Genomic DNA, 24,111 nt, shown 5'->3' on the forward strand with positions numbered 1-24,111 from the left:
TCCGGATGGACGGGGCCTTAAGCGTTGCCGCCCGACTTCTCCTTGACCATCCCCGGCGGGGGCGGCACGACGAAACGCTCGAACCGGAACCGGTCGAAGCTCTCGATGTTGCGCTCCCACACCTTCGCCTCGTACGGATGCTCGGCGTCGATCTGCGTCATCTCGCAATACAGCTCGACGTTGTTGCCGTCCGGATCCTTGAACACGAGGAAGTAATTCGCACCCGGGCCGTGGCGGCCGATGCCTCGTACGATCTCGACCTCATGCGCCCGCAGCACTTCCACGGCCTTCTCCATCTCCTCGACGCTGTCGACCAGATACGAGAAATGCTCCATGCCGGGACGGCTATAGCGCGGCAGATCGTCGATGTCGGGCGAGTTTTTCGGAATCTGCGAAAGCGCCAAATCGTGGTGATCGCTGCCCGCACGCAGGAACACCATCTGGTCGTCGATCCAGTCGGAGACCGTGAGGCCGAGCACTTCGGTATAGAACTTCACCGACTTCTGAATATCGCGCACGACCAGCACCAGATGGCCGAGACGCTTCGGATTGAGTTTGGGTTTGGGGCTTGTCATCTCTACTCCTTGCATTGCAACAGTTCTCATCGGCTATCGAACGAATTCCCGAACACCGGGAATCACTCGACGAACTGATTGGTATAGATGTCGGTGGCTTTGAGCGTCGGCGCGAGATTGAAGGCATCGCGCACGAACTTCGCAGTGGACTCCATACGCGGCACCGGCAGCCAGCCCGGCTTGTGGCCCTTCGTTTCGCTGTCGGTCTCCAGCGCGCCAATCTGTCGAATCTGTTCGATCATGACCTGCTTGTCGAGCATCGGGTACTGCGAGACGATCACACCGGCGGACTCCTCCGGGTGCTCGCGCATCCAGGCATAGCCCCGGTAGGTCGCCTGCACGAAGCGACGCACCACGTCCGGCTTCTGCGCGATCATCGTTTCGGTCGTGACGATCCCGTTACCAACCATGTCCAGCCCGAAATCGCGATAGCGTAGCGAGCCGATCTCGCGTCCCTGCTTCGACGCCAGCGACCTGAGCACCGGCAGATTCGCGCCTTCCCAGCATTCGGTCAGATCCACGCGCCCTTGAAGAAACGAAGGATTGATGGTGGACGGATCAAGGCGGAGCAGCTTGACGGCCGTCGGCGGCAGGCCATTCGCCTTGAGCCACGCTGGCACGATGTTCTGCAACGGCGACGCGCCGCCACCGCCCATCGACATGCCTTTAAGATCGGCGGGCTTGGTGATGGTGCGTCCGGGCTTTGCGAGATAGCAGATCGCGCCGGGCCAGACCGCGTTGATCGAACCGACCATGCGGGTCTTGCCGCCCTGTGCGCGATTGAGCATGACGCTGATCGGGTCGCCGTAGCCGAACTCGAACAGACCCTGATCGACTTCATTGACGGTGCGTTGCCCGCCGTGACCGACGATGGCCGACACCTCCAGCCCCGCCTCGCGGTAATAGCCCTTGTTGATCGCGACGAGCACGCCGCCGGTACTGCCCTGTGGCAGCCATGAGAGGTTGAACTTGACCTTGTCCTGTGCGGCGACCGGCGTCGCCCACAACGCGCCTGCGCCGACAATCCCTGCCGTGCCGATCGTGCCGGCACATGCGAGCGCCGTCCACCAGCGCCGGGTCCACTGCCACTGCTGCATTGCTGCCTCCTCCTGACCGCCACATGAGCGGTCTTTCTTATTTGCGTTGTGCCACGACGCGGTTCTCGATGGCGCCGATGCCCTCGATACCCGCCACCATCACGTCACCCGCCTTGAGATACACGCCACGCCCCATGCCCACGCCGGTCGGCGTACCCGTGGCGATCAGATCGCCAGGCTTGAGCGTGAGGATTTCCGACAGGTAAGCGATCTGCTCCGCAATGTTGAAGATCATCCCTGCCGTCGTGTCGTCCTGCATCGACTCGCCGTTCACCGACAGCGTCATACGCAGGTTCTGGGGATCGCGAATGACGTCGCGCGGCACAAACCACGGTCCCAGAGGAGCGAAGGTATCGAAACTCTTGCCGCGAAACCAGTCGTGCGTGAACGGATAGTCGGTGCGACGGTTCAAATCCCGTGCGCTCACGTCGTTGATGACGGTGTAACCGGCGATCCATTCATGGGCCTGTTCGACCGGCACATGACGGCCCGGACGGCCGATCACCACGGCCAGCTCGACCTCCCAGTCGACGCGCTCGGCATGCGGCGGCAGCACCACATCGGTACCGGTCGCCGTCACGCTCGTCTCGGCCTTCATGAACATGTACGGCGAGCTTTCGCTGCGCGGCGCGAGCTTGGTGCCCATTTCCGCCGCGTGTTCGTAGAAGTTGGACGCCGTGGCAAAGATGCGGCCCGGCTGATACGGCACGCACAGACGATAGCTGTCGGTCGCCAGCGCCCCCACCTTGGCCGGAACACCTGCGTCCAGCGCGCGACGCACGGCGGCCGACACGGCCTCGCCATGCACATACCAATCCGAGAGAAGCGCCGTCAGGTCTTGTGCCGACGCGAGCCCGTCTTCCGCACTCGCGCCCATGTGACGCAGCACCGCTTCGAGGTCATACAGACGGCCGTGCTGCACCAGTGCCGTACGACGAGCGGCCACGGCGCCCGGCGCCAGCGATTCATAAGTTGCCAATCCAAACCAGGTCACACCTTCCTCCTTGTCTTCCATCGGTAACCGATCTCGTTTTCACGTATCGGCTGTCTTTTTGATTGCTATGTTGAAACACAATACATAGCATATGTATACATAGCAACTGATTTGTATTTTATTTTTCAATCCATTTCTTCAAGACGATTAGGGCCCATGAACGACATGCCGCTGCTGCTCAATCTCATCCCGCTCGAACCGCTCGCCCGCGCGCAATTGCTTGCTGCCGGACTGCGTCTGCATGACGTCGACGCAACCCTGCTTTGCGTCGACGGTGACCCCGTTACGCCGCATGTGCGCCTCGTGCTGACCAACGGCACCACCGGCCTCACGGCTGCACAAATGAACGCGCTCCCTCAGCTCGAACTCATCTGCGCCTTCGGCGCGGGCTTTGAAAACATCGACGTCGACGCCGCCACGCAGCGCGGCATCGCCGTGGCCCATGCGCCGAACACAAACGGCGAGACCGTCGCCGATCACGCGCTCGCACTGATGCTTGCCAGCGCACGCGGACTCGTCACGCTCGACCGCGCCGTGAAAGCTGGCGGCTGGGCGAAACATCGCGCACCGCGCCCCACGTTGAACGGTGCACGACTCGGCATTGTCGGCCTCGGCAACATCGGTCAGGCCATCGCGACGCGCGCGGAAGCCTTCGGCATGTCCATCGGCTATCACACGCGTACAGCCCGCACGAACTGTCGCTGGCAGCATTTCGACGACATCGGCGCACTGGCCGACGCGAGCGACTTCCTCGTGCTCGCCTGTCCCGGCGGCCCGGCCACGCATCACCTCGTGAACACCGACGTGCTGGCACGTCTGGGCGCACACGGCTTCCTCGTCAATGTGGCCCGAGGCAGCGTGGTCGATACGGTGGCGCTGATCGAAGCGCTTTGTGACGGCGTGATCGCCGGTGCCGCGCTCGACGTCTTCGAGACCGAACCCGAGGTGCCATCCTCATTGCGCATGCTTGAGAACGTGGTGCTGACGCCGCACATCTCGGGCCGCTCTCCCGCCGCACTGCAAGCACAGATCGACTTGCTGCTGGCCAACGTGCGCGCCCATCTCGCTGGCACGTCGCTGCCGGCTGCCGTCAACGCCGTCGAACATCGCAACGCGTCGAAATAAAAAAGAAGCGGGCAACCGGGAGACCATCGGAGGTTGCCCGCTTCAAAACTTCACGCTTTGGAGGCCCTGTGAAGTCGGCGGTGACGACGCGAACCGATACATCCGGTCGCGCCGCCCTTGACGTCGAATCGTTCGTTAGCGTGCCGGGTACGGCTTGGCCGGTGCGCCCATCACCGGCTCACCCAGCAGCGGGCTCGACAATGCATAGGCGCCGTTCTCGGTGAAGGCCCACATGATGTTGCGGTCGTACTCGGTGTACATCGCGAACACGCCCTTACCCAGCGTGTAGACCGGCAGTTCCGTTTCGTCGGCCAGCCCCGGTACGAAATAACCGGCGATACGCGGCTTGGTCGGATCCTTCACGTCAAAAATCTGCACGCCTGCGTTGTAGAACGAGTACGGCACGATGCCCTGGCGCCACGTCCCCGGCTGACCGATAGAGTTCGAACGCTTCGGACCGTAGTTGCCGCCACGCTGACAGAAGCTGGTGAACGGCGCGCCTTCGGGCACTTCCGGCTCAGGCAGCTTGCCGGCCACTTTCATCTTCGCGGGATTGCGCGCGTCGACGACGAAGATGTCCTTGTACGGCTCGTAGCAGTCGCGGTTCATCGGGTAGCCGCTGGTGAGCACATAACCGGTGCGCTCGTACTGGCTGACGTCGGCGTTGTCATACTCCGTGCCTGCGAAGCTCGGTGCCGTGTTCACGTTGCCCACCACCTTCGGATGGGCCGGATCCGACAGATCGAACGACCACAGTCCGAGGCCACCCATCGCACCGAACCCCACCTTGCCGCCCTGCTCCAGCGGCTTGGGCAGGAAGATCGGCATACGCGAACCCATCCACGACGTACGGTTGCCCGCACGCGGGTTTTGCAGGTATGCCTGCTCATGCTCTTCGTTGCCGAGAATCTGGCCCGGCACCGAAATCTGCGAGATGAACTTCGGATTCGCGGGGTCCGACATATCCCACACCTGATAGCCCGGCGAGTAGAGATAGTTCGGGTATTCGGTGAGCGCGTAGCTGTCGTCCGGCGCCGACGAGAGAATCATGTACTTGCCGCCGTAGAACTCGGGCGAGTCGAGCGAACCCGAGCCTTGCTGCTGGCCGACAGGCGCGTTCGGATGCTTGTAGTCGGTCGTGCGCGTGGCGATCAGCTTCCAGTCGGACGGCAACGGGCCGTCCATCACGAAGACCTTGAAGCCCTTGAGCGAGTTGTAATTGCGTTGCGCTGCCACCTTGTCCGGCTGCTTCGACTTGTCCTGCATCAGACCGTAGCGGCCGATTTCGAACGACGCGACGAGGATCGGCTTGCCCAGCTTCTTGTTCCACACGATGGTGGCGCCGCCAAGGTAGTCCTGCACGTTGTTGGCGTCGAACTTCTCGCTCGATCCCTTCGGTCCCCACACGCCGCCCTTGGAATAGACGACCTTGCCGTTGGCCGGATCGGTCACGTCCATGATGCGCAGATAGTCGCGGTCATGGATGTACAGATAGCGCTTGCCGTTGAAGTCGGCGATGTTGTTCCACGCGTGGAACGGCGAATCGACGCCCGGATAGAACGCCAGCACCTTCACGTTCTTCGAATAGCTCTTCTTGTCCCACGTGGTCAATTCCCCGGGGAAGCGCTGGCCCGTGTGAATTTCGGGCGACGCCTTCGGCCAGATGAACTTGCCCGTGGCCGGGTCCATGCCGTAGTCGACACCGGCCTTGAGCGGCTTCGGTTCGCGGTCCGGCGTGAGGCGTAGCCATCCGGCCAGATACGGGTCCTTGACGTTCGGCGTGCCAGGCGTACCCGACGGATTCTCGGCGGGCGCCGGCTGCGCGACCGGCGCGCTCTCAGGGGCCGAGGCGTGCGCGGCAAGCGTCATCGTGAGCGCCGCGAGCACTGCCGTGGCCGTCAACATGGCGGGGGCTGCACCGCGTGTCTGCATGCGAAACATGTCTTCCTCCTTCGTCTCAAAAGTCTTCTCGCCGGCGCTGTGAACAACCTTCTCCGGCGGCGTATTACTGAAAAGCGGGAATGCGGATGGCGAACGGCGTTCCGCGTCAGAACGCGTGACGAATACCGAACTGCACGCCCGACGGGTTCTGCGTGCCGGTCGGCGTGACCTGGAACGTCACCGGGTAATGGACGGTCGTGTCGTTGCTGTGCTGCACGCGAGCGTAGGTCGCATACAGCGTGGTGCGCTTGGACAAGCCGTACATGTAGCCGACCACGAAGCCGTTGGCGTTGGAGAGCGCCTTGTTGTTGTCGTCCTGACGGTGGACAAAGCTCGCGTAGAAACGATGGCGGTCGGTCAGCGCATAACGCACGCCCGCCTGAATGTCCCAGCCGCGCACGTTGAACGCGACGTACGGGGGATAAGCGTAGTAGCCGTTGTACGTGTGGTAGATGAACGTCGGCTCGATGCTGCCGAACTTGTACGTCGCAGCGAAGTAGTTGTCGCGCGACGAACGGATCTGGCTTGCCGAATAGATGTCGCGGGTGTATTGCAACTCGCTGACTGCGCCCAGGAAAATGCCGCCCTGGCGATATTCCAGCGCAGCGGAGTAGAAGCGGCCGGAGCGCGTGCCGTCCCCCACACCGGTCGTCGCCATGAAGCGTGCGTTCAGGCCGTACCAGGTCGGCGTCTTGTACTGGATGGAGTTGTCCACACGATACGACGCGTAGAAGAACTCCATGTTGTTGACCATACTGAAGTCAGCCGCCCAGCTCGGATCGGCGTAACCCGCGATCCAGTACGACGGCGTGAACTGACGGCCCAGCGACAGATCGCCCCACGGCCCCTTGATCCCCACGAACGACTGACGCGCCTGCGTCGATTGTGTGCCGTTGTTGGCTGAGAACATCGGCTCGTACGTGAAGAACGCGCGGTTCCCGCCGCCAAGTTCTTCATAGCCGCTCAGGTTGAAACGAGAGTTGTTCAGCCCACCACTGGACATTCTCGTGACCTTGCCGCCATTCGCGCCCGACCCCCACAGTTGTTCCATGTTCAGGTCGATGAACCCCGAGAGCGTGACACCCCCGGAAGACTGCGCGTACGCACCGCCCTGCATTGCACCCAGCAGCAATGCACACAACACTCGCTTCTTCATGCTGTCTCCTGATGTTTCTCGTTTTATTTGCGACGCCTCCCCTGTCGAACTGCCGGGATGTCTGTCGCTCGCCCGTTGTATGTATACAATCTTTCGATGGATTATACATATCAAAGAAATTGAATTTCTACTGCTATTTACTTATACAAACGGGCTATTTTTTTATAGCGGGTTACCCCTTAGGACTTTGGATGATGAATCGCCACCGACACACCCGGCGCGATGCACGCGAGGTGGCCGGCGGCGATTTGAGGCACTACCGTAGGGAATGTCGAGATGCGTCGCGCGCGGATCAAAGTCCGCTGCGGTCGGCCTGGAGGCCTTCGTGGCGCAGCTTCGGCGCGTTGTCGTTACCCGTACCGTCTTTCGAAGCGCCGCCCCAGCCGTGCGCGGTGACGTCGAAGATCACACCGTTCGGGTCGAAGAATTTAACTTCGTAGAAGATGTTGCTCTTCACGGGCACTTCGCCCATGTAATAGCGTCCGCCAGCCGCTTCGATCTTCGCGCGCGTGGCGGCCACGTCCTCCACCCAGATGCCGATGTGATGCAGACCGACAAACTCGCGCCCGCGGTCGCCCGCCGCTTCGTCGTTCTTATAGTTGAGCAGCGCGAGGTTGATGACACCGTCCGAGAGATAGACACCCCGGGCGAGCGAGGAATCTGTCTCCCCGACCTTCTTGAAATCGAACGCCTGCATATAGAACTCGGCTGCCTTCCAGGGGTCCGGCACGGAAAGCGCAATGTGACGCAGTTTGGCCATGATGAATGTCTCCTTCGGATTGAGGTGATAGGCCTCGCCGGCACCTCCGGCGAATGGCTTATGTATACTATCTCAGCACATTGCATTCAAAAACGTATTTTTGAATGCATATTGAGCCTCCCACCGCTCCGGAAATCAATCAAGCCCCGTCTCTTATGGCGTTGCGCCCTTTTTACACGAGAACATAAGGAAAAATACTCGTATAATCCGCATGTATACAATCCGACTAAAACGACGCATCTACGGAGCGAGATAAACCAGCATGGCCGAAACCATTGCCGCACGGATCTGCCGCGTATTGACGGGCGAAATCATCGACGGCCGCCTGCCCCCCGGCCAGAAGCTTGAAGAGGTCGTGCTGGCCGAGCGCTTCAAGGCGTCACGCACGCCCATTCGCGAAGCGCTGCGCGAGCTGAACGCCCGTGGCCTCATCGAACTCACGCCGCACAAGGGCGGTGTCGTCGCGAGCATCAGCGTCGATGACCTGTCCGACATGCTCGAAGCGATGTGCGAACTCGACGCGCTTTGCTGCCGCCTGAGTGCACAGCGCATGAGCGCCATGCAGAAGAAGCAGCTCGAGATGATTCACGTCCAGAGCAAGCAGTGCATGGACGCGGGCGACGAAGCCGGTTATCTCGCGCTCAACCGTGAGTTCCATCAGTTGCTGAGCGCAGGTACGCAGAACAAGACGCTCATGGCCCTGATCGATAGCCATCGCGAACGGCTCGCGCCGTTCCGGGCGGCGCAGTCCGACGTCGAAGAACGCTTCACTGTGTCGTTCGACGAACACGACCGCGTCGTGGAAGCCGTGTTGGCCGCCGATGCCGAAGCCGCCTATAACGCGATGCGCAGCCACACGGCGCGTCTGAGCATTCACGTACTCGAACGTCTGCAACATAGCCGCAAGGACGCGTAATCCTCACGTTCACTTTACGTACACCCGGCCCGCCTGCGGCCGGGTGACGCTCTCTCTCCCCCGCCATTGCACCGTCTCCGAAGCCACCTTTCGGACTTCGCACCATGCGAAAAGACATTGCCGGGCGATTCAATTCATCGTTTGGTGATACTCGACCGATAAGACCTCTCACGGCACCGGCCCAACGCTCATCACGTATTCCGCGTGTTCGTCACTCGGATAGCGCATTTTTCTGCGCCCCAAGAAGGTTGCTGTCTTCCGCACCGGCTTCTAGCCTGCACGAGTGGGTCGCGAAGCACCGCTATCGCTACGCGCCACGACGTCGCTCTTCTGCGACGGCATATCACTCCACCTCTTGGGAGACTCACATGTCTGAAGTCACTGACGTACTCGTTGCCATTGACACCAGGGCGATTCTCGACCGGTATGGCAAGAACAGCAGTCTGTCGAATCCTCCGCTCATCGACGCCAAGCACGTTTTCATGATCGTGACGCAGAAGAACGTGGTCAGCGGTCAGGCCGGTGGCGAACTCGATGTTGCCGCTCGGATTGGCGACGTGATCCGCTGGCGTGAAAATTCCCTCTCGTTGGGCTTCGAGGAGTCATGCATCTTCTACAAGTTCGTCAGCGGCCAGGTCAATCTCATCTCCGAGCCCTCACCGCGCGAATCGGAAGTCAAGATCCCGGTGCCGAATCCGCAGGACCCCACGCATCCGAAGAAGCAGCAGGTGTCCAACTACTTCTGGTCGTGCGAAACGCTCAAGACCGGACGCGTGACCTATCACTTCCAGTTCCAGATTCTGGATCGCAGCGGCAATCTTTGCGGCTGCTACCAATGGGATCCGTTCATCAGCATTCGCAACGACTAAATCACTGACGGCAGCGATCCACCGGCCGGTGGATCGCAAATCCACTGCCCAAGGCAAGGAATCCGCTATGCCCGAATCCCAAACCAGCGCGGATGTTCTGTTGATTATCGACGCCGCAGCATTGCTTGCGGGAGCGTCCGCCTCCGATTGCTGCTACGCGCTATGCACCGGGCTGGATTCTCTGCTGACCAGCAACGGCGGGCAACTTCACCTGAATGCGATACCTGGCGAGCGTGTCAGCATCCGCTGGTCCCCCACATCGGTGCGCGGTGAGCAGGCGATCCTGCTTGACCTGCATTTGCCCAATGACGACGTGCTCTCCAATCTGGTCCTGACGACGAACCCCGACGTGACGCTCTTCGTTCCGCAAATGGATGACCCCACCAAACTCGAAACGCGCACCACGCTTGACGCATGTTGGGAGGTCGACGTTGTTGCGGAGGGAAGCGTCGACATGCAGATCGAGGCGATCGTGACGGATCGAAATGCGGAGGTCATCGGCACATTTCGATGGCCGCTGTCCATCGTTGCGGGCTGATGGATTCACTCACCGCCAACTATTTAGAAATCGAATGGCATGCATTGTGATATTTAATTTGTCGATGCCGGATCGGTTCGCTATCTTGTAAGTCTTACCCCGCAGTTTCACCCCCCACGAGACCCCGCAGCGCGGCTGTGTCCCGCCACACGACATGTTCATACGACAATGTTGTGAGGCAGCGCCAGCGAGGCCCCGGGCAGCATAGAGGCGTTCCCAATGACTCACCGCGTTTTCGTCGGCGCCGTCGGTGCCGACGGCAACCCCATTACCCTTGCTATGCGCGACGGACGCTTCACCTACGTCGGCGCGCACGAGTCGTACACGTCCGACACCACCGGCGCTCAGATTATCGATCTGCGAGGCAAGCTCGTGCTGCCCGGTTTCGTCGATGGCCACATCCATCTGGACAAAAGCTTCGTCGGCGATCGCTGGCGTGCGCACCGTCCCGCCGCGACCCTGCGCGAGCGTCTTGCTGCCGAGAAACAGGAAATCGCCGCCGCCGCGCCGATGGCACAACGTGCCGACGCCCTCATGCGTCAAACAGTGTCGTTCGGCACCGTGGCCATGCGCTGTCATGTGGACGTCGACGCCAGCACCGGCCTCACGCACCTGAACGAAGTCCTGGCCATGCGTGAAAAGTGGCGCGAATGGCTGGATATCGAACTCGTCGCGTTCCCGCAAGCGGGTGTGATGACGTGCCCCGGCACGGCCGAGGTCCTGGAAGACGCCGTTCGCGCCGGTGTGCAGGTCGTGGGCGGCATCGACCCGACTACGCTCGACGGCGACCCGCACGGCCAACTGAGCGTGATCTTCGGCATCGCGGAGAAGCACGGCACGAAGATCGACATCCACCTGCATGAGCCCGGCGACATCGGTCTTGCACAGCTGCATCGCATTGCGGCACGCACGCAGGCGGCCGGGTTGCAGGGACGTGTGTCCGTCAGCCATGCCTACGGACTGGGCGACATCGGCCCGGAAGAACTCGACACCATCGCCCGTGCACTGGCCGACGCCGACATCTCGATCATGACCAACGCCCCGGGCGACCGCGCCTTCCCGCCGATTCTGCGCTTGCGCGAAGCAGGTGTGCGTGTCTTCACGGGCAACGACAACATTCAGGACAGCTGGTGGCCGTACGGCAACGGCGACATGCTGCAACGCGCGATGCTCATCGGCTATCGCTCGGGTTTCTATACAGACGAAGACTTGCACGTCGCACTCGAAATGGCGACGACTGCGGCGGCTGCCGTGATCGGCAAAGCGGACTACGGTCTGCACGCGGGCAACGAAGCCAGCTTCGTCGTCTTCGACGCACCGAACGCGGCCGCCGCTGTGGCAGCAGCACCGGCGGCGCGCGCGGTGATTCGTCACGGACGTTACTGGGGCGGCCCGGCGCAACTCGCGCTGGACCCCGCCCTGCTCAAGGACACAGCAGGGGCCACCCCGACCTGACTGTCATGCGCGACGCTGCCGCCTGCGCAAGGCGACGGCGTCGCTCACGTTCGTCGCACCGAGGTGAAGCGATCCGTGCGCGCCCCTAAGCGCAGATCGAAACCCAGGAACCCGGCGGCGGACGATGGGGAGAAAAAACAGAACGACGCATCGGAATCATCAGGAGCTAACAAGCATGTCGAAGACTACGTATTACGCGCCGCACGGCGGGCACCCGGGCCAAACGGAACTGCTCACCGACCGCGCCATGTTCACCGAAGCGTACGCCGTCATCCCGAAGGGCGTGATGCGCGACATCGTGACCAGCCACCTCCCGTTCTGGGACAACACGCGTTTGTGGGTGCTGGCACGTCCGCTCTCGGGTTTCGCCGAGACGTTCGCGCAATACATCATGGAAGTCGGCGCAGGTGGCGGTAGCGACAAGCCCGAGCAGGACGACAAGGCCGAAGGCGTGCTGTTTGTCGTGGAAGGCGAAATCACCGTGACGATTCAGGGCAAGGCGAACACGCTCACCCCGGGCGGCTACGCGTTCATTCCGCCCGCGACCGACTGGCAACTGCGCAACAACAGCCAGAACACCGCGCGCTTCCACTGGATCCGCAAGCACTATCAGGCCGTGGAAGGTCTGCCGTATCCGGAACCGTTCGTGAAGAACGAGCAGGACGTCGAGCCGATCGCCATGCCGGGCACCGACGGTCGCTGGGTGACCACGCGCTTCGTCGACATTCAGGACATGCGCCACGACATGCACGTCAACATCGTGACGTTCCAGCCGGGCGGCGTCATCCCGTTCGCGGAAACGCACGTGATGGAGCACGGCCTGTATGTGCTCGAAGGCAAGGCCGTCTACCGTCTGAATCAGGATTGGGTGGAAGTCGAAGCCGGTGACTTCATGTGGTTGCGTGCGTTCTGCCCGCAGGCCTGCTATGCCGGTGGCCCCGGTCCGTTCCGCTACCTGCTGTACAAAGACGTCAACCGTCACATGAATCTGACGCTGGGCGCTCAGCCGAAGTAAGCGGCATTCAGCCGTAGCTAAATAGTAAATAAGCCGCGTGCATCCTGATCACTTCGACGCACGCGGTTTCGATGCCAGCATCCCCACAAGTACCTTGGCGAGCGCGCCCACCATCGGGTCGGCCGTCGGCCGGTGAAAGATCGCCAGCTCGAACGTGTCGACAACAGGCAACCCCTGCCCACGACCGAGCACCACATGCCCCGGCAGCACCGCGCGCGGCGGCACCAGACTGATCCCCATGCCATCGGCCACAGCGCCCTGAATGCCGCTCAGACTCGAACTCGTGAAGCTGATGCGCCAGTTGCGCCCCATCGCTTCGAGCGCATTGATCATGTCGTCGCGGTACAGCCCTCGCGTCGGGAACGTCACGAGTGGTACGGGATCGAGACCGAACGACGGATGCTTCGCACTGTCGATCCACGCCAGCTTTTCCGGACTGCTCGCCACCGACTCGCGACTATTGCGGCGCTGCTTGACCAGCACGAGATCCAGTTCGCCGTGATCGTAACTGCCCAGCAAATCGCGACTCAGGCCGCTCGTGACTTCGAGCTTGACCTGCGGATACTGACGGTTGAAACGGGCGAGCACCTGCGTCGTCGCGCCCGTGGCGAAATCCTCCGGCACCCCGAGGCGCACCGTCACCGCCACCACCGCCCCCGAGAGCGCTTCGAACATCTGATCGTTGAGCGCGAGCATCTGACGCGCGTAACCGAGCAACAACTCGCCCGCATCGGTCGCGTGCACCTCGCGATTGCCACGGTCGAGCAACTTGTGGCCGACCATGTCCTCCAGACGCTTCACCTTCTGACTGACGGTGGACTGCGTCGAGTGCAGACGGGCGGCCGCCGTCGTGAAGCTGCCGCAATCGGCCACCATGATGATCGAGCGCAAGAGGTCCAGATCGAACAGCGGTCGATTCGATTTCACACTACCAGCCATGTTTCATATTTATTAGATGAATGGCTGAACTTGTATCACGCGCGACGAACGCCCGGCAACTGGGGTTTTCGGCGGTGCCAGCGCCATGATGGCTACTGGCACCGCGTTGTGCATGTAGCGCTTGGCTAGACGCCCAACGCTCGTCCGTCGCTGCGCGGATCGTGCGCGCCGCTCATCTGCCCTTGCGGGCCGATACGAATCGCGCCGGGATGCCCCGCCAGTTGGCTTTGCGGCGGCAGCGGGCTCATCTCGTGCCCGCGCGCCGCCAGCGCGGTGAACACCCCCGCCCCGGCGTCCTGCTCCAGCTTGAGGCTGTCGCGCGAATCCGAGAACGTCTTGCCCAGCAGGAAGCGCGGGCGCTTCAATGCCGTCAACGGATCCATGTCGTAGTCGATGAGACGGGTGAGCACGGCCGCGAGCGTCTGCGGCTGCCCGTCTGCGCCTTGCGTGCCGTAAAGCAATTGCGGACGTCCGCCCTTCAGGTACATGCCGGGATTGAGCGTATGGAACGGACGCTTGCCGCCGCGCAGCACGTTGGGACTCGCCGGGTCCATGCTGAAAGACGCACCCCGGTTGTGCCACAGCACGCCGGTGTCCCCCAGCACCACACCGCTGCCCCAGTCGAAGTAGACGGTTTGCAGCATGCTCACGCAGTTGCCCTGACCGTCCGCCGCCCCGATGTACACCGTGTCGCCCGTCTTGAAGACGTGCGGCCACGGCATCGCGCGGTCCATGCGGATGCTGCGCGCATGGGCGTCGAGATTCGCACTGGACAGCAGACGATCCACCGGCACGTCGACGAAATCGGGATCGGCCACGTAGCGGTTGCGGTCGAGAAACGCGAGCTTCACCGCTTCGACCAGCACGTGATAGTAGTCGGCGCTGCCCTCCGGCATCGACTTCAGATCGAAACGATTGAGGATCCCCATGATCTCAAGCGTCGTTACGCCCTGTGTCGGCGGACGCAGCCCAAGCAACTCGCCGTCCCGATACGCCACGCGCAACGGCACTTCCTCACGTGCCTGCGCGCGCGACAGATCGCTCGCGCGCAAGGGCGAACCGACCTTCTTCAGACCGGCGGCGATGCGTCCGGCCAGATCCCCTTCATAGAATTCGCGTCCGCCGTGGGTCGCGATGCTGTCGAGACTTCGGGCCAGCGCAGGCTGATGGAAGCGCTCGCCCGCCTGCGGGATGCGCCCGTTCGGCATGAAGGTGGACGAAAAACCCTCCCAGCCGGACAACTCGTTGGCGCGGAACGTCTGCCAGAAATGCTGCGACGGCGTGACCGGAAAGCCGTTCGCGGCGTACTCAGTCGCACGCGAAAAGAGCGATGGCCACGACTGCTGACCACCCCACTGCGTGCGACTCAATTCAAATGCCTTGTCCCAGATGGCGACGGTCGCGGCAGTGGTCAGCGTCGCGCCGGGGCCGCGCACAGGAATCGTGCTGCCGTACTCGGGCGTTTGTGCCGCGGCCTGACCGATGCCTGAGAGCGTGCGCACGTTGCCGTCACGATCGCTGATGACCATGAAGGCGTCGCCGCCCAGACCGGTGAAGTGCGGATACGTCACGCTCAGCACCGCGCCGATAGCAATCGCCGCTTCGATGGCGTTCCCGCCCGCGCGCAGCACTTCCAGCCCCGCTTCGCTCGCCAGCTCATGCGGACTTGTCACCATACCGCGCGTCGATTGCGCCAGCCGTCCGTCCGGCTTTGCGTTCGTCTCGGCTTTGGTCGCCACGGCCTCAGCAGCCGAGAGCGGTAGGACGGCGCTGCCCGCCAGCGCCGCCGTCCCCATCAGAAAACTACGACGTGCGTTGAGGCTGGTCGCATCGCCAGCAGCAGTTGGTTGCGGCGGCGATTGTGGTGGTGTCGGATTGAGGCCATCGGCCGGTTTTGGTGCGAACGTCATGCCGTCTCCCTTGGGGATGTCATTGGAAAGCGAAGCGCACCCGACACTGGCAGCGCTTCGCCCTTACATCGTTAAATCGTCAAAGGGTTGGTGGTCAGACTTCCGCCTTCCAGCCCTTCCAGTTGCGCTGATGCGAGACTTCCGGGGCGGAGTAGCGCTCCTTGACCCAGGCGTACACCGGACCGAGAGCGTTCATCGCCACGGCCGCGGCCAGTGCGGCCAACGGATCCTGAGCAACGGGACCGAAGCCGCCGAACAGCGTGGCGAAGTAAGTCGCGAAGCCGAAGAACATGCCCGGGATGAAGTTCAGGCCGGGGAAGAAGCGAGCCAGCGCCATCATCGAGCCGTTGCCTGCGAAGAGAATCACCATCTCCGCGACCACCAGCGTGTTGCCGCTGAACTGCGTCGCGGCCTGTTTGAAGCCCAGCACGATCAGGAACGCGAAGAACGATCCGATCGGTAGCGTCGCCCAGATGCGTTTGAGGTTCACCAGCGTCGGGCCGCCCATCGCGAACGTGGCTGCCCAGCTAATAAAGATCGCCCATGGCGGCAGATGCAACGGCAGCATCGCAATCGGGATGGTGGTGACAGCAAGTAGTGAGGCAACGACTTCCGCAGGCAGCTTCTTCATGATTGTCTCCTTGAGTTTTATAAGAACTTCATTGCGCACAACAACATGAATGCCGGTGAATCTCGCAGCTGTGCTGCGTCACGACCGTAATGCGGCCGCGTTTGATGACCCACAGACGTGGCGGGATATCGAGCAGCGCGTCGGCCACCCGGAACGTATCGAGAATGATCAGATCGGCCTGCTTGCCCACGGCGATGCCATAGTCGTGCGACAGTCCGATGGCGCGCGCGGCGTTATGCGTGCCCATGTCCAGAATCGCCTGTTGATGCTCGGGCACGCCGAACTGCGCCACGTGCGCGAGCAGGTTGCCGATCTGCAACATGTCGGCCTTGCCGAACGGGGTGAACGCGTTGCGCACGTTGTTCGACGAGTAAGCGACGTTCACGCCCGCACTATGCAACGCCTTCACAGGGGTCAGTCCACGCCGCTGGTTCTGCACATCCTTGCGTCCGCCGAGATACAGATCCGTCGCTGGCAACGTGACGATGCTGATGCCCGCCAGCCGGATCTGTTCGATCACCGGTGCGAGTTCGTCGTTGTCGAGCGCGCCCAGACTCGTCACGTGGCCGAGCGACACCCGTCCCTGATAGCCCGTGTCGATGGTCCGTTGCGCGATGTAGGAGATCGCAGCGAAGCGCTGATCGCTGGTGTCGTCCGCGAAGTCCGCATGCATATCGATAGGCGCATCGAAGCGCTGCGCCAGCTCGAACACGATATCGATGTGGCGCTTCGTGTCTTCCCAGTTCAGCTCGTTGTACGGGCAGCCGCCCACGACGTCCGCGCCCATGCGCAGCGCGTCGATCATCAGCTCATAGGTACCTTTCGACTTGAGAATGCCCTCCTGCGGGAACGCCACGATTTGCAGGTCGAGCAGGCTGTCGTATTCGTCCTTGAGCGTGAGCAGCGTTTCCACACCGATGAGGCCCTGAATCAGGTCGACGTCGGGGTGTGCGCGCACTGCGACCGTACCGTTCTTGACCGCCATGTCGAGTACCTGACGCGAGCGGTCGAGCACGTCTTCGCGCTCCTGCTTGCTCTTGAGAATGCCGGTCACGCGAATCGCCTCGTCGAGCGTGCCGAAGCGCGCGGGCAGACGGCGGTGCAGCAGCGCCTTGTCGAGATGCAGATGCGCTTCGACGAGGCCGGGAATCGCGGCCCTGCCCTGCGCGTCGATCTGCTCGTCGGCGGTGGCGTCGATGCCCGGCTCTATCGCGGCAATGCGTCCGCCCTTGATGGCGATGTCCACGAGCGGCGCGTCGTCGCGTACGCACACGTTGTTGATCAGCAGGTCCACATGCATGGTGCGGGTCTCCTTACGTCACGAGAAGCACTTGCGAATAGCGTCGCAGAGTGAGGTTGATGAGTTTGGCCGGAGTGCATCGGCGGCCGGGGTGGCAAAAGTTCTGAAAGGCTTGAACCAAGATTAGAGGAGCGCCCGGATACGGGGCATCGGGATTTGCTGGTTTTCGTCTAAGAATTTCCCTAGACGCAGTGCAGCATTCAAAACATGGGGGAAAGGGGCGGCCGGACAGAACGTCCGGCGCTGGGAAGCAGATGCCGAATCAGGCGTCGGTACCGGCGACGATCAGGCCATGTTCGATGGCGTAATGCACCAGCCCCGCCGTCGACGGAATGTCCATCTTGGTCAGGATGTTGGCCTTGTGCGTGCTGACGGTCTTGGCCGACAACGACAGGCAACGGGCGATGTCGTTGATGCCGTTGCCTTCGACCAGCATTTGGAAAATCTGGAACTCGCGCGCGGTCAGATGCGTGTGTGGTAGCGCCTCGGCCGGTTGTTGCAACTGGCGCACTAGCTTGTCGGCCACCAGCGGCGACACGACGGTACCGCCACGCGCCACGCGCCGGATGGCGCTCATCAGTTGCTCGGATTCGGCGTTCTTCGTCAGATAGCCCGATGCGCCAGCGCGAATGGCCTGCACCGCATATTGCGACTCGCGATACATGCTGAGCACCAGAATCGGCAGCGACGGATAGCTCGCCTTGATCTGGGCGATGAGCGCAATGCCGCTCTTGCCGGGCATCGACATATCGAGCAACAGCACGTCGATGGTAGTCAGGCGCAGGCGCTTCAGGACGTCTTCGCCGTCCACTGCCTCGGACACGACGGCCATGTCGGGGGCCATCGAAATGATCTTTTTCAGACCGTCGCGAATGATCGCGTGGTCGTCGGCAATCATCACACGCATGGCCACCCCGCATCGTGAGTTGCCGGAATCGTCGCGGCGTGCGTGGCAGGCCGTGCCGGAATCCGAACGACGATCCGCGTGCCCTGCCCTGGCGCACTTTCGATATCGAAGGCACCGCCCAGCATCAGCGCCCGCTCGCGCATGCCCATGAGACCGAGCCGCTGCCCGTGTCCAGCGCGCAACGGGTCCATGCCCCGCCCGTCGTCGCTGATGCACACGTGGCAGTGACCGTCGCGCAATTCGAGCGTCACGCGAACCTGCGTCGGCTGTCCGTGACGGCTTGCGTTCGTGAGCGACTCCTGCACGATGCGGAAGATGGCCGTGCTGCACTCGCTATCGAGACACGCCGTCACCGACTCGGGCATCATCAGTTCGCAAGGCAAGCCGTGACGCTGTGCAAACGATTCCGTGAGCCATTCCAGCGCGGCGTGCAGGCCGAGTTCGTCGAGTACCGCCGGGCGCAAGTCCGCCGCAATGCGATGCACGGCGTCGATGGTCTCGTCGACCAGCTCCTTGAGCATCTGGATCTGGGCGGACTGATCTGCGGCAGGCAGATCCGGTTGCGTTTCCAGATAATTCAGACCGAGACGCAGGCCGCCCAGCCACTGGCCGAGTTCGTCATGCAATTCGCGCGACAGTCGCGTGCGTTCGGCTTCACGTACGGTTTGCAGATACGCCGAGAGTTGACGTAGTTGTGCGCGCGAATCGAGCAGCGCCATTTCGGAGCGCTTGCGGTCGGTGATATCGCGAGAGATGCCGACGGTGCCGACGATGCGTCCGTGGGCATCGCGCACGGGCATCTTGACGGTGTCGAACCAGCGCGGTGCCCCGTCCGCCCCCGGACGGCTCTCTTCGTAGCGACGACGCACGCCGCTCGCGACGACGGCACGGTCGGTGGCAAGGTACACACGTCCCCACTCGGAGGACCAGACCTTGTCCGGCGTGCTGCCAATGATGTCAGCCTCGGTGCGCCCGCATGCGGCCATGAAGGCGTCGTTGACGAGGATGTAGCGCGACTCGGTGTCTTTGAGCCACGCCTGATCCGGGATGTTGTTCAGAATCGCCCGGTGCAGTTCGCCATGCGTCTCCACTGCGTCTCCTTGCCGTACCGATGAAATGGCGCGGTGCAGCACAGTCAGCGGCTGGCAAACAAGGCGTGCGCCTTACCAGAGGTCCGCCATGACGTCGACACCGGTCCGCCCCCAATATAGCCAGACCGGCGCGCGGGCGCGCCTCTAGTTTTCCCGCATATCGTCATGCTGCGTTGCTTCATGAGTTTTTCTGATGGATGCCGCTGCGTGACTGGAACGACTAACAGGTGCTGGAAACGTCACGCGTCATAGCCACGGAACAGGCCGCACAAGCGGAACACGTCTTCCGTGTAAGGTAGTTGCTTGACCTTGCAATAGCGGCTCGCGAGTTTCATCAACTCCTTGATGTCGCGCCCGCTCGCTTTCGGATATCGCGCTGCCAGCGTCTCGATTAGCCCATCGTCGAGATGCGCGCCCACCTGATCCGCCTGCATGCGCCAGAGCCTGCGCGCATCCGCCGCCGACGGCACTTCATAGTGAATCGTGGCGATGCAGCGCGAGAGGATCGCGTCGTCCACGTCGCCAATGCGGTTCGTCGTCATGAACAACAACCCATGGAAGTACTCCAGCGAGCGAAGGAACTCCGCGACGATGGCGTTGTGCTCCAGATCGTTGTCGCGACGCCGGATGTACACGTCGGCCTCGTCGAGCAACAGGATCGCGTTCCAGCGCATGGCGCGTCGCAAGATGCTCATGAGCGTTGCGCCCACGGACGCCGCCGTCGTGCCCAACTGCCCCGAGTGCACGCGATACAGTGGCTTGCCGACCACTTCCGAATAGATCTCCGCCGTCAGCGTCTTGCCGAGGCCCGGTGCACCCTGACACAGGATCGTCGCGCCCCCCGATTTGCCCGGGACGAAGTCCGGCATCATCACGTCCATATTCGACGTCAGGATGTCGATGAGATCGTGATGGTGCGCAGGCAACACCAGCTTGTCGCGCAGACTCGGCTGATATTCGTACTCGGTCATGTTCTGTACGTGGACCCAGAGATTGCGGTGCCAGTCGAGATGGAACACATGCACGTAGCAGTGCAGCGGAATCGTCTCGAACGCCTGCCCGATCTCGGCGTTGCGCCAGAAGTCGGCATCGCAAGCCATCTCGAAGTTGCGCTCCAGCCGCTCTTCGTCGTTGACGCACTTGGCCGTTACGCCGTCGCCCACACGAATCAGTTCCGTCACTCCCTTCGGATCGACGGAGAACGCGGCGCGGCTCAGCACGAACTGCGCACCGAACGCGCGCTGCACGCGCAGGAAGCGCTGCGCATGCTGTTCGTATTCGGTCTTGAACTCCGCGCATTCCTTGTAGAAACCGAACTCCGCGAGCAGTTCGGGAATGGTGCGATTCGCAATGTCGTCGCGTGTGAAGACGAGCGACGTGGTCATGCCCGAGCGACGCGGGCGATGCTCCGTCGGACTCAGGTTCGCCGACTGCATGGTGTTCGCCAGCATGTCGACGACGACGTACGGCGAGCCCTGATCCGGCTCGACGTAGCGCAACCGTCGCACCAGCCACGGCAACAACGCACCGTCGCGATGACGCTGATACAGCCAGCCGTCGATCACGTCGCGTGCGAGGTAGGCGACCAGCCCAGGCACGAGTTTGTCCAGACTGGGAATCACGCGCGCTTGCGGCGCGTTGTAGACGTTATCGAGTGCGAGCATCTGGAACATCAATGCGCGCTCGTTCTGCGACTTGCTCAGTACGTAAAGCGTGTTGAGCGACTTTGCGTCGAACCATTCGCTGGAGACCAGCATATTGCCGCGACACACGCCGTAAGCCGTCAGTTGCTTGCCCAGTGGCGAGTCGGTGCCGATCAGTTGCATCAGCGGATGAATCAGTGATTCGGGAATTTCGAAATCCATGGACGGCACTCCCCGTATGGCGTGTCGGTTCAGGCGAGGAAGAAGTCGATGGCACGCGCCACGACGCCCGGCTCGATGATGTGCAGCCCGTCGAATTCGACGTACTGCACGTCGTAGCCCGCCGCTTTGAGTTTGTTTGCGTTTTGACGGCCGCTCGTGGCGATCGGTAGTTGTTCGTCGATCAGCCCGTGGGCGATGAACACTTTCGGCAGCCCTTCCTGCACGAAGATCGACATGAAACCGCCGGAGAACGCGATGACGTGGCTCGCAATGTCGCCGTTCGTCACGCCAATCGACAGCGCGTAACTCGCGCCGTCGGAGAATCCCGCGAAGGCCACATGCTGAGCATCGATGCAATAGCGCGCAGCGACCGCGCGCAATGCCGCTTGCAGACGCTCCAGATCGGGGCCGTTGCCACCGATCACGATGTCCCACGTTGGGAAGGTCGAATGCGGCGCGAGCACGAGAAACTTGTGCTGATCCGCGTGCGGCTCGATGAACGGCAACACCTTCTCCGGGAAACCGCCTGCGCCGTGAAACATTACGAACAGCGGCACCGGTTTGTCGGTGGGCAGATCGGCGGGAACGTATAGGACTGCGTCGCGTGTTTCGCTCAAGCCCAGTGAATGGCGGCCGGGTGCGAACGGTTCAGGCGGAAGGTCGGAAGATGGCGACGAAGCGCAGGCCGACGCTGGCGCGCTCGGGGCGGCGGACGCGATGACGTCCGGTGGCATGCGTCCGAACAAGGAAGGGTCGAACATGGCGCGGTGATTGTCCCGTAATCGTTGATGTTATTGATATATTGTATATCACACACATCATCGATGACGTTCGTTATTTGTCGCGCTCGCGACTTCTCTGCGTCTTATCCGGCCATGTAGGCGGTTAATCCGGCCACGAGCGCATCGAACGCGACTTTGCAGCGCGGATTGGCGCGCAGGTCTTCGTGCATCGTGACCCACGTCTGTAGCCGGAATCGGAAGGCGCTCGGCAGCAGACGCACTAGTCGCGGGTCACGTCTGGCCAGCGGCACCTGACACCCGCCTATTCCGTATCCGGCGCGAATCATCGCCAGTTGCGCCAGATCGCTGTCGGCCCGGAACGCGAACGTCTCCCGCGCCCACATCGGCACGCCGCGCGTCGCCTCGCGCAGGAACGGCGTCAATTTATCGAACCCGATCACCGTGTGATGCGCGAGGTCCGCAAGCGATGCCGGTGCGCCGTAGCGGGCGACATAGTCGTCGCGCGCGTGCAGGCCGACGTCGATGACGCCAATACGGCGGGCAATCAACGCGTCCTGCTGGGGCGGCGCCATGCGCACCGCAATGTCCACTTCACGATGCAACAAATCCTGAATGCGGTTCGTCGGCACCAGCTCGATGGTCAGATCCGGGTGCGCGCGACGTAACGCCGTCAGGATCGGCGGCAAGACTTCCACCCCGACGACCTCGCTCGCCGAGATGCGCACCACCCCGTTCACCCCGGCGCCATGACTCGCCGCCGCCCGCTCGAAGGCCAGCGCCGTGTGCTGCATCGCCTGCGCATGCGAGCGTAGCGACTGCGCCGCGTCCGTCGGCAGCAAGCCCGTTTGCGAGCGCGTGAAGAGCGTCTGACCCAGCGCTTGCTCCAGCGCTGCGATGTGTCGTCCCGCCGTTGGTTGTGTGATACCCAGCGCACGTGCCGCGCCCGAGAGCGAGCCCTCCGTCAGCACGGCGAGAAACGTTCGGTAGAGATCCCAACTGAGATTCGATGTCATACAAAAATGTATAGCCGATAGATTGTTTTAGGCAATTTTATTTTAATCACCTCGCGCGGAGAATGGCATCACCGACAACGAACGAGGAGCCTCCCCATGAGCCATTCCAATCAACAGACAACATCCCGCGCACTGGTGCTTGGCGCGACGGGCGGCATCGGCGGCGAAGTCGCGCGGCAGTTGCTCGCGGCGGGCTGGCAAGTGCGTGCCCTGCGCCGGGGCGGCGCCCCCGATTCGACGACGGAAACCGCCATCGAATGGATCGACGGCGATGCAATGCGCGCCGACGACGTTCTCGCCGCTGCCCGCGATTGCGCCGTGATCGTGCACGCCGTCAACCCACCGGGCTATCGCAACTGGAGCACGCAGGTGCTGCCCATGCTCGACAATACGATTGCCGCTGCCACACGCTATGGTGCAACCGTCGTCCTGCCAGGCACCGTCTACAACTACGGTCCGGAGACGTTCCCCATGCTGTATGAAGACGCGCCCCAACGGCCGCTGACCCGCAAGGGCCGTATCCGCGCGACGATGGAAGGCCGTCTGCGTGATGCGAGTCGCAACGGTGTGCAAACCATCATCGTGCGTGCGGGTGACTTCTTCGGCCCGCTGACCCGCAATAGCTGGTTCGCTCAGGGACTGGTGAAGCCGGGACAGACGACACGCGTAGTGCAAATCCCCAACGCCCCCGGCGTCGGCCATCAATGGTCGTATCTGCCCGACGTGGCCCGCGCGATGGTCATGCTGATCGAACGCCGCCACACGCTCGACGCGTTCGCAAACTTCCACATGGCCGGGCATTGGGATGCTGACGGCACGGAAATGGCCGCAGCGATTACGCGTGTGATGGCGCGTCACGGCGTTGACGTCAAGACGCGCCGTTTCCCGTGGTGGCTGATGACGCTGGCGTCGCCCTTCGTCACGACGCTGCGCGAGTTGCAGGAGATGCGCTATCTCTGGAAGCAGCCCGTTCGCATGGACAACGCGCGTCTGGTCGATGCGCTCGGCGAGGAGCCACACACGCCGCTCGACGTCGCCGTCCACACGACCCTCGAAGGCCTCGGATGCCTGCCGGGAAAGCCGTCCGCCAAAGGTTTCGCATACCCCTGATTGCCTTCGATGCGTTCGTGATATTCGAGCTGGTGCTCGTGACCGGCCTTACGTTATGGTCGGCCATTGCCGCGTTGAACAACGTGGTGACGTTCGGCGCGTCGTCGTGGCCCATCGAACGAACGCTGAAGATTGCCACGGCCGCCGTCTTGCGGATGTGA

The 24,111-nt window shown here is 62.3% G+C and carries 23 protein-coding genes; 8 read left to right on the forward strand and 15 right to left on the reverse strand.

Going from position 1 to position 24,111, the window contains the following annotated elements; all coding sequences use genetic code 11:
• Nucleotides 1-17: 17 nt before the first annotated feature.
• The 3 genes from PAN31117_RS03345 to PAN31117_RS03355 form a co-directional block, all read right to left on the reverse strand.
• The gene (locus PAN31117_RS03345) at nt 18-575 is read right to left on the reverse strand and encodes a VOC family protein (RefSeq protein ID WP_150736969.1); all 558 of its coding nucleotides are present in this window, start codon (nt 573-575) and stop codon (nt 18-20) included.
• 62 nt (nt 576-637) lie between these two features.
• Complete coding sequence (locus PAN31117_RS03350; RefSeq protein ID WP_150736970.1) at nt 638-1,672, reverse strand: ABC transporter substrate-binding protein; 1,035 nt, start codon at nt 1,670-1,672, stop codon at nt 638-640.
• A 37-nt stretch (nt 1,673-1,709) separates the two neighbouring features.
• Nucleotides 1,710-2,666 carry a fumarylacetoacetate hydrolase family protein gene (locus tag PAN31117_RS03355; RefSeq protein ID WP_150737311.1) on the reverse strand — a complete coding sequence of 319 codons (957 nt, stop codon included), beginning with the start codon at nt 2,664-2,666 and terminating at the stop codon, nt 1,710-1,712.
• A 156-nt stretch (nt 2,667-2,822) separates the two neighbouring features.
• Between PAN31117_RS03355 and PAN31117_RS03360 the strand changes: the two genes are divergently transcribed.
• Entirely contained in the window at nt 2,823-3,791 is a 969-nt protein-coding gene (locus PAN31117_RS03360) for a 2-hydroxyacid dehydrogenase (protein ID WP_217429629.1), read from the forward strand.
• A 135-nt stretch (nt 3,792-3,926) separates the two neighbouring features.
• On the opposite strand, the gene PAN31117_RS03365 is transcribed toward PAN31117_RS03360, so the two are convergent.
• The 3 genes from PAN31117_RS03365 to PAN31117_RS03375 all read right to left on the reverse strand — a co-directional run bounded on the left by PAN31117_RS03365 (nt 3,927) and on the right by PAN31117_RS03375 (nt 7,648).
• Entirely contained in the window at nt 3,927-5,732 is a 1,806-nt protein-coding gene (locus PAN31117_RS03365; protein ID WP_150736971.1) for an LVIVD repeat-containing protein, read from the reverse strand.
• 106 nt (nt 5,733-5,838) lie between these two features.
• Entirely contained in the window at nt 5,839-6,888 is a 1,050-nt protein-coding gene (locus PAN31117_RS03370) for a porin (RefSeq protein WP_150736972.1), read from the reverse strand.
• A 292-nt stretch (nt 6,889-7,180) separates the two neighbouring features.
• On the reverse strand, nt 7,181-7,648 hold the full coding sequence (locus PAN31117_RS03375) for a VOC family protein (RefSeq protein WP_224786775.1): 468 nt from the start codon (nt 7,646-7,648) through the stop codon (nt 7,181-7,183).
• Nucleotides 7,649-7,910: 262 nt separating this feature from the next.
• Here PAN31117_RS03375 and PAN31117_RS03380 point away from each other — a divergent pair, with 262 nt between their 5' ends.
• The 5 genes from PAN31117_RS03380 to PAN31117_RS03400 all read left to right on the forward strand — a co-directional run bounded on the left by PAN31117_RS03380 (nt 7,911) and on the right by PAN31117_RS03400 (nt 12,441).
• Nucleotides 7,911-8,564: a GntR family transcriptional regulator gene (locus tag PAN31117_RS03380; RefSeq protein ID WP_150736973.1), complete on the forward strand. Its 654-nt coding sequence runs from the start codon at nt 7,911-7,913 to the stop codon at nt 8,562-8,564.
• Between the two features lie 368 nt (nt 8,565-8,932).
• Complete coding sequence (locus PAN31117_RS03385) at nt 8,933-9,433, forward strand: inclusion body family protein (protein ID WP_150736974.1); 501 nt, start codon at nt 8,933-8,935, stop codon at nt 9,431-9,433.
• 28 nt (nt 9,434-9,461) lie between these two features.
• Nucleotides 9,462-9,971, forward strand: coding sequence for an AidA/PixA family protein (locus PAN31117_RS03390; RefSeq protein WP_150736975.1), 510 nt, complete (start codon nt 9,462-9,464; stop codon nt 9,969-9,971).
• A 219-nt stretch (nt 9,972-10,190) separates the two neighbouring features.
• Complete coding sequence (locus PAN31117_RS03395; RefSeq protein ID WP_150736976.1) at nt 10,191-11,426, forward strand: amidohydrolase family protein; 1,236 nt, start codon at nt 10,191-10,193, stop codon at nt 11,424-11,426.
• 175 nt (nt 11,427-11,601) lie between these two features.
• Nucleotides 11,602-12,441: a bifunctional allantoicase/(S)-ureidoglycine aminohydrolase gene (locus PAN31117_RS03400; RefSeq protein WP_150736977.1), complete on the forward strand. Its 840-nt coding sequence runs from the start codon at nt 11,602-11,604 to the stop codon at nt 12,439-12,441.
• A 48-nt stretch (nt 12,442-12,489) separates the two neighbouring features.
• On the opposite strand, the gene PAN31117_RS03405 is transcribed toward PAN31117_RS03400, so the two are convergent.
• From PAN31117_RS03405 to PAN31117_RS03445, 9 genes are all read right to left on the reverse strand, one after another.
• Complete coding sequence (locus PAN31117_RS03405; protein WP_150736978.1) at nt 12,490-13,380, reverse strand: LysR substrate-binding domain-containing protein; 891 nt, start codon at nt 13,378-13,380, stop codon at nt 12,490-12,492.
• Nucleotides 13,381-13,505: 125 nt separating this feature from the next.
• Nucleotides 13,506-15,176 (reverse strand): gamma-glutamyltransferase family protein, encoded by a 1,671-nt coding sequence (locus tag PAN31117_RS03410; RefSeq protein WP_174990841.1) that lies wholly within the window; start codon nt 15,174-15,176, stop codon nt 13,506-13,508.
• A 208-nt stretch (nt 15,177-15,384) separates the two neighbouring features.
• Nucleotides 15,385-15,921, reverse strand: a complete 537-nt coding sequence (locus PAN31117_RS03415) for a DUF1097 domain-containing protein (protein ID WP_039398196.1) — start codon at nt 15,919-15,921, stop codon at nt 15,385-15,387.
• Between the two features lie 28 nt (nt 15,922-15,949).
• Nucleotides 15,950-17,221 (reverse strand): amidohydrolase family protein, encoded by a 1,272-nt coding sequence (locus tag PAN31117_RS03420; RefSeq protein WP_150659465.1) that lies wholly within the window; start codon nt 17,219-17,221, stop codon nt 15,950-15,952.
• A gap of 262 nt (nt 17,222-17,483) precedes the next feature.
• A complete protein-coding gene (locus PAN31117_RS03425; RefSeq protein ID WP_174990804.1) occupies nt 17,484-18,128 on the reverse strand; it encodes a response regulator in 645 nt (214 codons plus the stop codon).
• A complete protein-coding gene (locus PAN31117_RS03430) occupies nt 18,119-19,219 on the reverse strand; it encodes a PAS domain-containing sensor histidine kinase (RefSeq protein WP_150736981.1) in 1,101 nt (366 codons plus the stop codon). Before PAN31117_RS03430 ends, PAN31117_RS03425 begins: the two co-directional genes overlap by 10 nt.
• A 239-nt stretch (nt 19,220-19,458) precedes the next feature.
• Nucleotides 19,459-21,084, reverse strand: a complete 1,626-nt coding sequence (locus PAN31117_RS03435; RefSeq protein WP_150736982.1) for an AAA family ATPase — start codon at nt 21,082-21,084, stop codon at nt 19,459-19,461.
• A gap of 29 nt (nt 21,085-21,113) precedes the next feature.
• Nucleotides 21,114-21,845 carry an alpha/beta hydrolase gene (locus tag PAN31117_RS03440; protein ID WP_246188898.1) on the reverse strand — a complete coding sequence of 244 codons (732 nt, stop codon included), beginning with the start codon at nt 21,843-21,845 and terminating at the stop codon, nt 21,114-21,116.
• Between the two features lie 104 nt (nt 21,846-21,949).
• Nucleotides 21,950-22,840, reverse strand: a complete 891-nt coding sequence (locus tag PAN31117_RS03445) for a LysR family transcriptional regulator (protein WP_150736983.1) — start codon at nt 22,838-22,840, stop codon at nt 21,950-21,952.
• Between the two features lie 96 nt (nt 22,841-22,936).
• On the opposite strand from PAN31117_RS03445, the gene PAN31117_RS03450 reads away from it, so the two are divergent.
• Both PAN31117_RS03450 and PAN31117_RS27010 read left to right on the forward strand, forming a co-directional pair.
• Entirely contained in the window at nt 22,937-23,950 is a 1,014-nt protein-coding gene (locus tag PAN31117_RS03450; RefSeq protein WP_150736984.1) for an NAD-dependent epimerase/dehydratase family protein, read from the forward strand.
• A gap of 17 nt (nt 23,951-23,967) precedes the next feature.
• Nucleotides 23,968-24,111: a hypothetical protein gene (locus tag PAN31117_RS27010; protein WP_174990806.1), complete on the forward strand. Its 144-nt coding sequence runs from the start codon at nt 23,968-23,970 to the stop codon at nt 24,109-24,111.

The sequence above is a fragment of the Pandoraea anapnoica genome, assembly GCF_902459765.1.
In the GTDB taxonomy this organism is placed as follows: Bacteria; Pseudomonadota; Gammaproteobacteria; order Burkholderiales; family Burkholderiaceae; genus Pandoraea; species Pandoraea anapnoica.

Bases quoted from the DNA above. Each gene is read 5' to 3' on its own strand.
- PAN31117_RS03405 (WP_150736978.1), bottom strand. From the start codon at position 13,380: ATGGCTGGTAGTGTGAAATCGAATCGACCGCTGTTCGATCTGGACCTC.
- PAN31117_RS03435 (WP_150736982.1), bottom strand. From the start codon at position 21,084: ATGGATTTCGAAATTCCCGAATCACTGATTCATCCGCTGATGCAACTG.
- PAN31117_RS03360 (WP_217429629.1), top strand. From the start codon at position 2,823: ATGAACGACATGCCGCTGCTGCTCAATCTCATCCCGCTCGAACCGCTC.
- PAN31117_RS03450 (WP_150736984.1), top strand. From the start codon at position 22,937: ATGAGCCATTCCAATCAACAGACAACATCCCGCGCACTGGTGCTTGGC.
- PAN31117_RS03420 (WP_150659465.1), bottom strand. From the start codon at position 17,221: ATGCATGTGGACCTGCTGATCAACAACGTGTGCGTACGCGACGACGCG.
- PAN31117_RS03400 (WP_150736977.1), top strand. From the start codon at position 11,602: ATGTCGAAGACTACGTATTACGCGCCGCACGGCGGGCACCCGGGCCAA.
- PAN31117_RS03365 (WP_150736971.1), bottom strand. From the start codon at position 5,732: ATGTTTCGCATGCAGACACGCGGTGCAGCCCCCGCCATGTTGACGGCC.
- PAN31117_RS03380 (WP_150736973.1), top strand. From the start codon at position 7,911: ATGGCCGAAACCATTGCCGCACGGATCTGCCGCGTATTGACGGGCGAA.
- PAN31117_RS03350 (WP_150736970.1), bottom strand. From the start codon at position 1,672: ATGCAGCAGTGGCAGTGGACCCGGCGCTGGTGGACGGCGCTCGCATGT.
- PAN31117_RS03370 (WP_150736972.1), bottom strand. From the start codon at position 6,888: ATGAAGAAGCGAGTGTTGTGTGCATTGCTGCTGGGTGCAATGCAGGGC.
- PAN31117_RS03410 (WP_174990841.1), bottom strand. From the start codon at position 15,176: ATGGGGACGGCGGCGCTGGCGGGCAGCGCCGTCCTACCGCTCTCGGCT.
- PAN31117_RS03445 (WP_150736983.1), bottom strand. From the start codon at position 22,840: ATGACATCGAATCTCAGTTGGGATCTCTACCGAACGTTTCTCGCCGTG.
- PAN31117_RS03385 (WP_150736974.1), top strand. From the start codon at position 8,933: ATGTCTGAAGTCACTGACGTACTCGTTGCCATTGACACCAGGGCGATT.
- PAN31117_RS03345 (WP_150736969.1), bottom strand. From the start codon at position 575: ATGACAAGCCCCAAACCCAAACTCAATCCGAAGCGTCTCGGCCATCTG.
- PAN31117_RS03440 (WP_246188898.1), bottom strand. From the start codon at position 21,845: ATGTTCGACCCTTCCTTGTTCGGACGCATGCCACCGGACGTCATCGCG.
- PAN31117_RS03415 (WP_039398196.1), bottom strand. From the start codon at position 15,921: ATGAAGAAGCTGCCTGCGGAAGTCGTTGCCTCACTACTTGCTGTCACC.
- PAN31117_RS03375 (WP_224786775.1), bottom strand. From the start codon at position 7,648: ATGGCCAAACTGCGTCACATTGCGCTTTCCGTGCCGGACCCCTGGAAG.
- PAN31117_RS03395 (WP_150736976.1), top strand. From the start codon at position 10,191: ATGACTCACCGCGTTTTCGTCGGCGCCGTCGGTGCCGACGGCAACCCC.
- PAN31117_RS03425 (WP_174990804.1), bottom strand. From the start codon at position 18,128: ATGCGTGTGATGATTGCCGACGACCACGCGATCATTCGCGACGGTCTG.